11 protein-coding genes are annotated in these 11,380 nt (G+C 48.5%); 9 read left to right on the plus strand and 2 right to left on the minus strand.

Translation table 11 applies throughout. The features are described from left to right. Positions 1–114: 114 nt before the first annotated feature. On the plus strand, positions 115–750 hold the full coding sequence (locus CLOSYM_RS19630) for a cell wall hydrolase (RefSeq protein WP_044902972.1): 636 nt from the start codon (positions 115–117) through the stop codon (positions 748–750). Between the two features lie 81 nt (positions 751–831). Beyond that, complete coding sequence (locus tag CLOSYM_RS19635; RefSeq protein WP_003503506.1) at positions 832–2,310, plus strand: carboxypeptidase M32; 1,479 nt, start codon at positions 832–834, stop codon at positions 2,308–2,310. A 124-nt stretch (positions 2,311–2,434) separates the two neighbouring features. On the opposite strand, the gene CLOSYM_RS19640 is transcribed toward CLOSYM_RS19635, so the two are convergent. Further along, entirely contained in the window at positions 2,435–3,256 is an 822-nt protein-coding gene (locus CLOSYM_RS19640; protein ID WP_003503508.1) for a YihY/virulence factor BrkB family protein, read from the minus strand. A 261-nt stretch (positions 3,257–3,517) separates the two neighbouring features. Here CLOSYM_RS19640 and CLOSYM_RS19645 point away from each other — a divergent pair, with 261 nt between their 5' ends. The 3 genes from CLOSYM_RS19645 to CLOSYM_RS19655 are packed head-to-tail and all read left to right on the plus strand — an operon-like array spanning position 3,518 to position 7,552. Further along, complete coding sequence (locus CLOSYM_RS19645) at positions 3,518–5,281, plus strand: ABC transporter ATP-binding protein (RefSeq protein WP_021643494.1); 1,764 nt, start codon at positions 3,518–3,520, stop codon at positions 5,279–5,281. Continuing rightward, positions 5,281–7,050 (plus strand): ABC transporter ATP-binding protein, encoded by a 1,770-nt coding sequence (locus CLOSYM_RS19650; RefSeq protein ID WP_021643495.1) that lies wholly within the window; start codon positions 5,281–5,283, stop codon positions 7,048–7,050. The genes CLOSYM_RS19645 and CLOSYM_RS19650 overlap by 1 nt, the downstream gene beginning before the upstream one ends. A 19-nt stretch (positions 7,051–7,069) precedes the next feature. Further along, positions 7,070–7,552 carry a 2-thiouracil desulfurase family protein gene (locus CLOSYM_RS19655; protein ID WP_003503519.1) on the plus strand — a complete coding sequence of 161 codons (483 nt, stop codon included), beginning with the start codon at positions 7,070–7,072 and terminating at the stop codon, positions 7,550–7,552. 7 nt (positions 7,553–7,559) lie between these two features. Here the strand turns inward: CLOSYM_RS19655 and CLOSYM_RS19660 are convergent, their stop codons facing one another. Continuing rightward, positions 7,560–7,832 carry a helix-turn-helix domain-containing protein gene (locus tag CLOSYM_RS19660; protein WP_003503520.1) on the minus strand — a complete coding sequence of 91 codons (273 nt, stop codon included), beginning with the start codon at positions 7,830–7,832 and terminating at the stop codon, positions 7,560–7,562. 227 nt (positions 7,833–8,059) lie between these two features. Here CLOSYM_RS19660 and rbr point away from each other — a divergent pair, with 227 nt between their 5' ends. From rbr to scpB, 4 genes are all read left to right on the plus strand, one after another. After that, a complete protein-coding gene (gene rbr / locus CLOSYM_RS19665; RefSeq protein ID WP_003503522.1) occupies positions 8,060–8,671 on the plus strand; it encodes a rubrerythrin in 612 nt (203 codons plus the stop codon). Between the two features lie 120 nt (positions 8,672–8,791). Then, positions 8,792–9,649 (plus strand): metallophosphoesterase, encoded by an 858-nt coding sequence (locus CLOSYM_RS19670; RefSeq protein WP_021643497.1) that lies wholly within the window; start codon positions 8,792–8,794, stop codon positions 9,647–9,649. Between the two features lie 188 nt (positions 9,650–9,837). Beyond that, the gene (locus tag CLOSYM_RS19675; protein WP_003503526.1) at positions 9,838–10,641 is read left to right on the plus strand and encodes a segregation and condensation protein A; all 804 of its coding nucleotides are present in this window, start codon (positions 9,838–9,840) and stop codon (positions 10,639–10,641) included. 8 nt (positions 10,642–10,649) lie between these two features. Beyond that, complete coding sequence (scpB, locus tag CLOSYM_RS19680; protein WP_021643498.1) at positions 10,650–11,300, plus strand: SMC-Scp complex subunit ScpB; 651 nt, start codon at positions 10,650–10,652, stop codon at positions 11,298–11,300. The last annotated feature ends 80 nt before the right edge of the window (positions 11,301–11,380 follow it).

Raw genomic sequence — 11,380 nt, forward strand, 5'->3', positions numbered from 1 at the left:
GGACGCGTCCTCCAAACCTCAGTTAAATCTCCAGTTTGTACAATAATAAATATATTTTTAATTGAATTGACATATATTGGTAAAGAAACTGAAATCAATTTATTAAGGAGGACTATGATTAAGAAGATATTATGCATATTACCGGTTATCACACTGTTGTACATGGCGCCCGGGACCTTGTTCGCGGCGGAGGGGGAAACGTTGGGAGCAGTGCAGACGGCAGTAGAACAGATTGCAGCGGAACAGACGGCGGAGCAGCAGACAGAAACGGAACCTGCCGCTGCGGCTATGGCTTATGGACCGGCGGCGGAGGCTGCGGCGGGAACGGAAGCGGCGGCACAGGACGGAAACGGCTCAGAGGCTCAGACTGTTGAGAGCGAGGAAGAGGAAGCGGTGGCACAGCCGGCGGCCTATACGGAGGAAGAGCTTTACGTGATGGCTCATGTGCTGGCCGGAGAATGCCAGAGCTGCCCGGATCAGGAACAGCTTTATGTGGGCTCTGTTGTTTTAAACAGAAAAAATCATCCTTCATTTCCAAACACGATCAAGGGAGTTGTCTTCCAGAAAGGACAGTATTCCTGTACAAGGGACGGAAATTATTACAGGGAGCCGACGGAGCGCAACTGGGCAAATGCCAGGACGCTTCTCGAAAACGGCAGCGTGCTTCCGGCCAATGTCATATGGCAGTCGGGCGGCAGACAGGGAAAAGGCGTCTATGTGAAAACAAGGTGGCATTACTACTGCTATTAATTTCCTGTTCTTTTTATTGAAAATATGCTAATCTTAATAACAACGAATCCATAATCAGTTTTAACAGAGGAGACAGAAGATATGAGTAAAACATTTGAAAAATTAAGTGGATATTTGGAAAAAGCAATGGCGATACAGGCATCAATGGTGCTGTTTGAGTGGGATAATGAAACATTGGCTCCAAAGGAAGCGGCGCCTTTTACATCGAAAGTAATCGGCTCCTTATCTGCACAGTACATGGAGATTATGATATCGGAAGAAGTGAAGGAGCTGGTTGACGCCTGCCGGAATGAGCAGGGGCTTACAGAGGCAGAGCAGGCGATTGTCAGGGAGGCGGCCGAAGAAATTGAAAAGCTTCAGTGTATTCCTCCCAGGGAATACCGGGAATTTGCCGAGTTGACCTCCAAGGCGACCAGAATATGGGCAGAGGCGAAAAAAGAGAAGAACTTTAAAAAATTTGCTCCGGTGCTTAAGGACATCGTAGGCTACCAGAAGAAATTTGCTTCTTACCGCGCAAAAGACGGAGAGAAGCTGTATAATGTGATGCTGGATTCCTATGAAAAAGGTTTCGATATGGAAACGCTCGACCGTTTCTTTGACGAACTGAAAGAGAATATTGTTCCTATGCTTCATGATGCGGCAGAGCGGTCAAAGAAAGTGGATGACAGCTTTCTGACCGCTGATTATCCCGAGCAGGCGCAGGAAGAAGCGGCCCGGTTTCTGGCAGAATATGTGGGACTTGATTTCGGCAGGGGTGTGCTGGCTGTCAGCGCCCATCCGTTTACAACAAATCTGCACAACCACGATGTCAGAATTACAACGCACTATGGAGAGAGTATTGATTCCTCTATCTTTTCGGTAATCCACGAAACGGGCCATGCCCTTTATGAACTGGGGATACGCGATGACCTGACCCAAACACTGGTTGGGCAGGGAGCATCCATGGGTATGCACGAGTGCCAGTCCCGGTTTTTTGAAAACATTATAGGCAGGAACAAGGCGTTTTGGGAGCCGATTTTCGATACGGTGGCGGATATGTTCGGGACTCCGTTAAAGAGCGTGAGCCTGGATGCCTTCATTGCAGCTGTCAATAAGACGGTTCCGGGACTCATCAGAACAGAGGCAGACGAGCTTTCCTATGCCCTTCATGTGCTGGTACGCTATGAAATTGAGAAAATGATGATCGAAGAGGACGTGGAAATCGACGAACTTCCGGCCATCTGGAATAAAAAATATGAGGAATATCTGGGTGTGAGTCCGAAAAATGACGCGGAGGGAATACTTCAGGATATCCACTGGTCCCAGGGCTCCTTTGGGTACTTTCCGTCCTATGCCCTGGGAAGCGCCTTCGGCGCACAGATTTACCACACTATGAAACAGGAGATGGATGTGGAAGAACTGCTTCGGGAAGGCAAGCTGGAAGCAATCAGGAAATATCTCAGGGAAAAGATTCATCAGTACGGGAAACTGAAAGACAGCAGGCAGATTCTGAAGGACGTGACGGGAGAGGATTTCACCCCCAAATATTATATTGAATATCTGCGGGAGAAATATCGGTAAGAGCCGGAATGGAAGCCAAGAATACCTGACAAGAATACCAAAAAAACGGAGCGGCGGCCCCTGAAGGGACAATGCTCCGTTTTTTACATACCATTGTCCGGTCAGGCATCCGGGACAGGCATTATCATGGTTTTCTGCCGAAATGCATATGCTGGTTTACCTCGGCTCCAAGGAACAGGATACAGATACAGAAATAGAGCCACAGCATTAAGATAACGATGGCGGCAAGGCTGCCGTACATATAGGAAAACCGTTTAAAATGATTAAAATAGATAGAAAAGCCATAGGAACAGACAATCCAGCCGGCCGTGGAGAACAAAGCTCCCGGGAGCTGCTTTCGAAGCTCCAGCTTTTCAAAGGGGAGAAAGGTATAAAGCCCCATAAAAAAGACGATCAGGATGGCCAGGGCAATCAGGGCGCGGATACTGAGCAGATATGGGGCAATATGTTCCAGTATCGGCAGATAGCGAAGCAGGAGCCTCTGCAGCGAAGTGCCGAATACCATGAGTACAAGCGACATAATGCAGACCAGGATAAAAACAACGGTGTAGCCGGAATTAATCAGGCGGCTGATCACATAATTCCTCCTCTTGCTGCAGTTGATAATCCGGTTCAGGCCGCGTTCTATGCCCATCATCCCCCGGGAGGCCGACCATATGGTGACGATCGTAGTCACAGAGAGGATAGCAGCCGGAGCCGTGGTGTACAGATCGGTTACAATCGATTCCACAAGCGGATATACCTTTTCAGGAAACAGCCTGGAGATCACCAGAAGAAGATCTGCCTGGGATATGGTTGGAACCAGCTGAATCACTGTAAGAAGGATCATGATAAAGGGAAAGAATGACAGGACAATAAAAAATGAGGCCTGAGCCGCATAGACCGTGATCTCATCCTTTACAAACTCGTCATAAATTTTCTTGCACTGTAAAATGAAATAAATCATAGAGCATCTCCATTCCAATCGGGAAAATCATTTACTAATAATATTACCATGCGGGCGGAAAAATAGCAACGAAGGGAAAAATTTGTATCCCGGATTGCCAAAAATGAAGCGGCAAAGCCTTAATACCCGCAGACTAACTACTTGAAGCCGCCGCATTGTTGTGTTAAAATAAAGTGCAAAATTGCAGGAAGCTTTAAAGAAAGATAGATGAAATAGAGAGAAGAGAACGATAAATCATAAATACAGGACAGGGGAATCACCATGGGAAGTTTGATGAAATATCTTAAAAAATACCGGATAGAGGCGGTTATGGCGCCGTTGTTCAAGATGCTGGAAGCGAGTTTTGAACTCTTTGTACCTCTCGTTATGGCAAAGATTATTGATACCGGTATCAGAAATGGAGATTTACCTTATATCCTAAGAATGGGAGGAATTCTGATTCTCCTTGGAATTATCGGACTGGCCTGTTCGCTGACGGCCCAGTTCTTTGCGGCGAAGGCGGCGGTGGGATTCGGTACGGCTCTTCGAAAAGAGCTTTTTGATCATATCAACCATTTTTCTTACACAGAAATCGATACGGAAGGAACGGCTACTCTGATTACAAGAATGACCAGCGATGTGAACCAGGTTCAGTCGGGAGTGAATCTGACGCTGCGCCTTTTTCTGCGCTCTCCGTTTATCGTATTCGGAGCCATGATCATGGCGTTTACCATTGATTTTAAATCGGCTATGGTGTTTGTTGTAACGATACCGTTACTTTCCATTGTTGTGTTTGGAATTATGTTCATCAGCATGCCGCTGTATAAAAAGGTACAGAAGCAGCTTGACCGGGTACTGCAGATGACCAGGGAGAATCTGACCGGAGTCAGGGTGGTCAGGGCCTTCAACCGCCAGCAGGACGAGACGGCAGCCTATTATAAAGAAAGCGGCCTGCTATTTAATTTTCAGATATTCGTGGCAAAGATTTCCGCTCTTTTAAATCCGATTACCTATGTAATTATCAATCTGGCTATCGTGGTCCTGATTTATGTTGGTTCAGGACAGGTAAACGAAGGCGTCATACCGCAGGGAGAGCTGGTAGCCCTGGTGAATTATATGTCCCAGATTCTCGTTGAGCTTATCAAGCTTGCCAATCTGATTATTACGATGACAAAGGCCTTTGCCTGTGCCGGCCGTATTAATAATGTTTTTGAGACGAAGAGCAGTATTGTGGAAAACAGGGCAAAGAAACCGGAGGTCCCGATGAATCCTGCGGGAACCGATCAGGCAGGCGCCCCAATTCCCATGGTGGAATTTGAGCATGTGAGCTTCGCTTATAAAGGGGCAAAAGCAGAATCGCTGATCGACATCGATTTCCGGGCGATGAAGGGGGAGACAATCGGAATTATCGGAGGTACCGGAGCCGGAAAAAGCACCATTGTGAATCTGATACCGCGCTTTTACGACACAACGGGGGGCGCGGTCCGAATTAACGGTACCGATGTGAGGGAATACGGACTGAAGGAGCTTCGCGGCCGTATCGGCGTCGTACCACAGCGGGCGGTACTTTTTAAGGGAAGCATCCGGGATAATATGAAATGGGGTAAGCAGGATGCGACGGACGAGGAGATTATGGAGGCGCTTAAGATTGCCCAGGCAAAAGATGTTGTGGAGAGCAAACAGGGCGGTTTAAACGCAGGTCTGATGCAGGGAGGCAAAAATCTTTCCGGAGGACAGCGTCAGCGTCTCACCATAGCCAGGGCCATCGTAAGAAAGCCGGACATCCTGATCCTCGACGACAGCGCTTCCGCCCTGGATTTTGCAACAGATGCAAGACTCAGAAAGGCAATCAGGGAGAAGACGGATGGAATGACCGTATTTATTGTCTCCCAGCGTGCGACGACGGTAAAACAGGCCGATAAAATTATGGTTCTGGACGACGGCAGGCTAGCGGGGATCGGAAAGCATAAGGAATTGTTTGAAAATTGCCCGGTATACAGGGAGATATGTCTGTCCCAGCTTTCAGGCGAGGAGGTGAACCAGTAATGTTAAAGGAAGAAAACAAAGAGAAGACACAGAAGCAGAAGCATACAATGAAGCGGGTGCTTCAGGATATCGGACATTACAGATGGATGGTTCTCCTGTCGCTGCTTCTGGCCGGAATAACGGTGGCTTTGACACTCTATATCCCTATTCTGATCGGTAAAGCGGTGGATCTGGTGCTTGCACAGGGACTGGTTAACTTCACGGGGCTGGCTGTGATCCTCAAACATATGATTATCACCATCCTGCTGACCGCTCTTGCCCAGTGGCTTATGAATGTAATTAATAACCATATCACATACCGCGTGGTAAAAGATATGAGGATCCGGGCTTTTGAAAAAATACAGAAGCTTCCCCTCAAATATGTTGACAGTCATCAGTATGGGGAAGTACTCAGCCGTGTTATTACGGATGTGGATCAGTTTTCGGACGGGCTTTTGATGGGATTTACCCAGTTGTTCAGCGGACTGCTCACGATAGCCGGGACACTGCTGTTTATGTTTTCCATCAATCCGGTTATTGCTGCCATCGTTGTGGTACTTACGCCGGTTTCCCTGTTTGTGGCCGGTTTTATCGCCAAAAAAACATTTTATATGTTTAAAGCCCAGTCTGAGGCAAGGGGAGATATGACATCTCTGGTCAATGAGATTCTGGAAAACGAGAAGGTGGTCCAGGCGTTTGGCTATGAGGAGGAGGCATCCAGGCGGTTTGGCATTATTAACGATAAGCTTGCGGATTGCAGCCTGAAGGCCATATTTTTTTCTTCGATTACCAATCCGGCTACGCGCTTTGTAAATGGAATCGTATATGCCAGCGTCGGAGTGGCCGGTGCATATGCAGCAATCCGCGGAGTACTGACCGTCGGGCAGCTGACGTCTTTCCTGAATTATGCGAACCAGTATACAAAACCGTTTAACGAGATTTCAGGCGTTGCCACCGAATTCCAGAATGCACTTGCCTCGGCGGCCCGTGTTTTTGAACTGATTGACGAGGAGCCGGCGGTAACGGATGCCGAGGGAGCCGCTGCTCCCGGACAGGTGGAGGGCAATGTCTCCATGGAGCATGTATACTTCTCCTATAATCCGGAAGTCAGACTGATTGAAGATTTAAATCTTACGGTGAAGCCGGGAGAGAGGATTGCAATCGTCGGCCCGACCGGCTGTGGAAAGAGTACGGTCATTAATCTCTTGATGCGCTTTTACGACGTGGATCAGGGGACGATCCGGGTGGACGGAACGGATATCCGCAATATGACAAGAGAAAGCCTGCGGGCGGGATACGGTATGGTATTACAGGAGACATGGCTGAAATCAGCATCTATCCGCGAAAACATTGCCTACGGAAAACCGGATGCCGCTGAGGAGGAAATTATAGAGGCGGCCAGGAAGGCGCATGCCCACAGCTTTATTATGCGTATGCCGGAGGGCTATGATACGGTTATCTCAGAAGACGGCGGCAACTTGTCGCAGGGGCAGAAACAGCTTCTGTGCATAGCCCGTGTCATGCTCTGCCTGCCGCCCATGCTGATACTCGATGAAGCGACATCGTCCATTGATACGAGGACGGAGATTATGATACAGGAAGCGTTTGCGAGGATGATGGAGGGCAGAACCAGTTTTATCGTTGCCCATCGTCTATCCACGATACGCGAGGCAGATACGATTCTGGTAATGAAAAACGGCCGGATAATCGAGCAGGGCAGCCACGAGGAGCTTCTGGCCCAAAAGGGCTTTTACAGTGAACTTTATAACAGCCAGTTTGCAGTTTCATAATTAAAAAGGAGATGCCAATATGTGCAGGGATATGGGGAGAGAGCAGAGGGAAGAGCGCGGGGAAACGATTCTTGTCAGCGCCTGCCTTCTGGGTGAGAAATGTAAATACAGCGGTGAATCCAATTACTGCCAGAGTGTTGTTGACTATCTGAAAATCACGGGGGCGGAGATCATCCCCGTCTGTCCGGAAGTGCTGGGAGGACTCCGGACGCCGCGGACACCCGCTGAAATCAGGGATGAAAGAGTCGTCACAAAGGACGGCCGCGACGTGACGGAGGAATACGTAAGGGGAGCGGAAGAAACCCTGCAGATTGCACGCGAAAAAAACTGCCGGAGAGCGGTGCTTAAAGAGAGAAGCCCTTCCTGCGGCAGTGGTTTCATATATGACGGAACTTTTTCAAAAAAGCTGATACCCGGAGACGGCATAACAGTGCGCCTGTTGAAAAAAGCCGGAATTTGTGTGTATGGAGAAAACAGCCTGCCAAAGAAAGCTGAGCCGTAAGGATGATTTAATGCTCACTGTCCATAACCGCTTTAAAGGATTCATCACAGGACGGCTCGGGAGACTGTTTGCAGAACGTCTCATCTGCTTTATATTCAAAAATGTCTTCCACCTTGCAGTCAAGAATGCTGCACAGCGTTTCGATTGTATGGGTGGAGACATACATATTCTTTTTTAAACGCCCAATCTGTCCGGCACTAAAGCCATAGTATTTAATTAAACGGTACTGTGTAATCTGCTTTTCCTTCATGGTTTCCCACAATTTATCATAAGTAATCAAGGTATCTGCACCTCCCATATCATTAAATACTGAACGGCTTTAGTTGCATATTATCCATAATTGGGATATGTCAATATTATGCGTTTTTCCGTGCAGGCGACGGCGACTTATCGTCTTGGGGAAAAGACAGCTTGACGATTTTTTGCAGTTAAGTGTATGATGATTGGTATACATTGCCTGTTTTCGGAGAAACTATTACCAACAAATGAATCAGGAGGAATAATTTGATGGACAGTGTTCTGAAAACAAGCGCTACAGCTAAAAATCTGATGCGTGCTTTTGCCGGCGAGAGCCAGGCGCGAAACCGCTACACATTTTCCGCTTCCGTTGCAAAGAAGGAAGGACTTCCGGTAATTGAAAAGGTCTTTTTATACACGGCCGAACAGGAGAAGGAGCATGCGGAAGTATTCTATAAGTTTTTAAAAGAAATGACGGGAGAGACAATTCATATTGACGGAGGCTATCCGGTTGATATGTATGAAAAGACGATTGATCTTCTGAGGGCGGCAGAGCATAATGAGTTCGAAGAATTCGATGTGGTGTACAAAGAGTTCGGCGACGTTGCCCTGGAAGAGGGCTTTGACCGCATCGGCCATGTTTTCCATATGATCGCGGATGTGGAGAAGACACATGGAGACCGCTTCGGAATATTTGCCAATCTGCTGGAAAGCAGCAGGCTTTTTGCGGCGGAAGAAGATACGGAATGGATATGTCTGAACTGCGGCTATATTTATGAGGGAAAGATTGCCCCAAAATACTGCCCTGTATGTGAACATGAACAGGGATACTTCATCCGCCTGGAACAGGCGCCTTATGCAAACCTGCGTGAAAGCTGCTGAAACGTAACAGTTTGAATTATGAAATTACTGTAAATATCCTGCCGTACAGCGGCAGGCATGCTTCCGGCCACACCGTCTTACAGGCGGCAGGCCGGAGCCTGTTAAATATAGGAGGAAGTTATGCTTTATGCATGTATTGCCGCCCTGGCGGCTGCGGCCGGAGGTCTGATCCTTCGCTCGGAATACGAAAAGAAACATTTCGTGACAGATCACTACCGCATTTCTTCAAAGAAAATTAAGGGACAGAAGCGGGATTTCGTGTTTCTTTCCGATCTACATAATAATGAGTTTGGAGTAAATAACAGACTGCTGATAGAAGAAATAGACAGAATTCATCCGGATGCCGTCCTGATCGGAGGCGATATGATGGTTTCAAGGGGAGAGGCAGATTTGCGTGTTACGCTGTCACTCGTAAGAGAACTGGCATCACGTTATCCGGTCTATTATGCCAATGGAAACCATGAGGAAAGAATGAGAAGGGAGAGGACGGTCTACGGCGGTCTATACCGGAAATTTACCGGGGAGCTTAAAAAGGCGGGGGCTTTCTATCTGTCGGACAAGAGCGCCGATTTTGGTACGGATATCCGGATTACCGGCTGTAATATGGAAGAAATCTATTACCGACACCGTTTCACGCTTCCGGTTCTGCCGGAGAATGAGCTGGAGCGCCATTGCGGCAGGGCGGATCAGTCGAGGTTTCAAATCCTGCTGCTGCATTCGCCGCTGTTTTTTAATAACTGCCGCTACTGGGGAGCCGATTTGACGTTGTCGGGGCACTTTCACGGAGGGACCATCCGCCTCCCTCTGCTGGGCGGGGTAATGACCCCGCAGTACCAGTTTTTTCTTCCCTGGTGTGCAGGCAGGTTTGACAAAGAAGGAAAAACAATGATTGTCAGCCGCGGGCTTGGAACACATTCCGTCAATATCAGACTGAACGACAGGCCCCAGCTAATCCATATCACGCTGGAACCGGAGTAACAGTTCAGACATGTCTGCGCATTTACTGCGCTGGCCCAACCCGCGGTGAAGATCAGGTTGCGGTGAAAATCCATCTTTGATATACTATCAGGAGGCCGGGGATTAATTTTAATTATTATTCACGGCCTGTATCCCTCGAGGTAATTTTATGCCGCATTTAATATGGAGACAGGATGGAAGGAATCTAAATGGGAATTTCCTACAAGCTGGAGAATTTTGAGGGTCCCCTTGATCTTCTTCTGCATTTAATAGAAAAGAATAAAGTCAGTATCTATGATATTCCGATTGTGCTGATTACGCAGCAGTACCTGGACTATGTCAGCCGGATGGAGGAAGAGAACCTGGACATTGTCAGTGAATTCCTGGTGATGGCCGCCACGCTGATTGATATAAAATCCAGAATGCTGTTGCCGGTGGAGGAATCAGAGGAAGAGGACGAGGAGGATCCGAGGGCGGAACTGGTACGCCGCCTGCTGGAATATAAGACATACAAGTATATGGCTATGGAGCTGGAGGAGAGGGAGCAGGATGCAATGAGGCACCTGTTTAAGGAACCCACAATCCCCAGAGAGGTGGCGAAATATGAGCCTCCGGTGGATTTAGACAGCCTTCTCGACGGACTGACGCTCGCAAAGCTGCAGAAAATCTTTGATTCCGTCATGAAACGGAAAGAAGACAAGATCGATCCCGTGAGAAGCAGCTTTGGAACGATTAAGAAAGAACCGGTGAGCCTGGAACAGAAAATTGGTTCTGTCATGATGTATGCAAGAGCGCACAGGACGTTCAGCTTCCGGCAGATTTTGGAAAAACAGACAGGCCGCCTGGAGGTTGTGGTAACCTTTCTGGCGGTGCTTGAGCTGATGAAAATGGGAAAGATCGCGCTCACCCAGGAAGCGTTATTTGACGACATGTACATAGAGACTCTGGAACCCGAAGGAGAAGAAGGCGAACTGAAGCTGGATGGCCTGGAGGATTTTGAAGAACAGGAATGAGATAAAAGATGGAACAGGAAAACATGGTATTTTCAGAGGACGAAGCAATCGTGGAGGCAGTGCTGTTTACAATGGGTAAGTCAGTAGATGTCCGGCAGCTTGCAGCGGCGCTGGGCCGCGATGTGGAGTCTGCGAAGGATGCGGCCGCCCGCCTGAAAGAACGGTATGAAAGAGAACAGAGAGGCATGCAGATTATAGAGCTGGAGGACAGCTTCCAGATGTGCACGAGGGCGAAGTACTATGAAAATCTGATACAGGTGGCTTCCGCCCCCAAAAAACAGGTACTGACGGACGTAGTATTGGAGACGCTTTCCATAATCGCCTATAAGCAGCCGATTACAAAGCTGGAGATCGAGAAGATCCGCGGCGTGAAATCCGATCATGCGGTCAACCGGCTGATTGAATATAATCTCGTCTACGAGGTGGGGCGTCTCGATGCTCCCGGCCGTCCGGCGCTTTTTGCCACGACGGAAGAATTTCTCCGCCGTTTTGGCGTGGGCTCCACGGAGCAGCTGCCGGAGATAAACCCTGGACGGGTGGATGAGTTCCGCCTGGAGGTGGAAGAGGAGCTTAAGATCGAAGGCGTACTGCAGGAAGATTCTTCCGGGCAGGTGGATGGAATTATGGAGGCTGCGGCCGCCTGTGAAAATATGGATTAAAAGGATGAGCGCTCCCGCCGGTATGCCCGGCGGGCCGCCCATTCTTTTTTGGCTCTTTGTCAATAGTTGGGGTGGGATTT

The organism is [Clostridium] symbiosum ATCC 14940, from assembly GCF_000466485.1.
Taxonomy (GTDB): Bacteria; Bacillota; Clostridia; order Lachnospirales; family Lachnospiraceae; genus Otoolea; species Otoolea symbiosa.

Excerpts from the sequence above, each read along its gene's own strand:
- scpB (WP_021643498.1), top strand. The coding sequence starts at position 10,650 with ATGGAACAGGAAAACATGGTATTTTCAGAGGACGAAGCAATCGTGGAG.
- CLOSYM_RS19635 (WP_003503506.1), top strand. The coding sequence starts at position 832 with ATGAGTAAAACATTTGAAAAATTAAGTGGATATTTGGAAAAAGCAATG.
- CLOSYM_RS19645 (WP_021643494.1), top strand. The coding sequence starts at position 3,518 with ATGGGAAGTTTGATGAAATATCTTAAAAAATACCGGATAGAGGCGGTT.
- CLOSYM_RS19670 (WP_021643497.1), top strand. The coding sequence starts at position 8,792 with ATGCTTTATGCATGTATTGCCGCCCTGGCGGCTGCGGCCGGAGGTCTG.
- rbr (WP_003503522.1), top strand. The coding sequence starts at position 8,060 with ATGGACAGTGTTCTGAAAACAAGCGCTACAGCTAAAAATCTGATGCGT.
- CLOSYM_RS19675 (WP_003503526.1), top strand. The coding sequence starts at position 9,838 with ATGGGAATTTCCTACAAGCTGGAGAATTTTGAGGGTCCCCTTGATCTT.
- CLOSYM_RS19655 (WP_003503519.1), top strand. The coding sequence starts at position 7,070 with ATGTGCAGGGATATGGGGAGAGAGCAGAGGGAAGAGCGCGGGGAAACG.
- CLOSYM_RS19640 (WP_003503508.1), bottom strand. The coding sequence starts at position 3,256 with ATGATTTATTTCATTTTACAGTGCAAGAAAATTTATGACGAGTTTGTA.
- CLOSYM_RS19650 (WP_021643495.1), top strand. The coding sequence starts at position 5,281 with ATGTTAAAGGAAGAAAACAAAGAGAAGACACAGAAGCAGAAGCATACA.
- CLOSYM_RS19630 (WP_044902972.1), top strand. The coding sequence starts at position 115 with ATGATTAAGAAGATATTATGCATATTACCGGTTATCACACTGTTGTAC.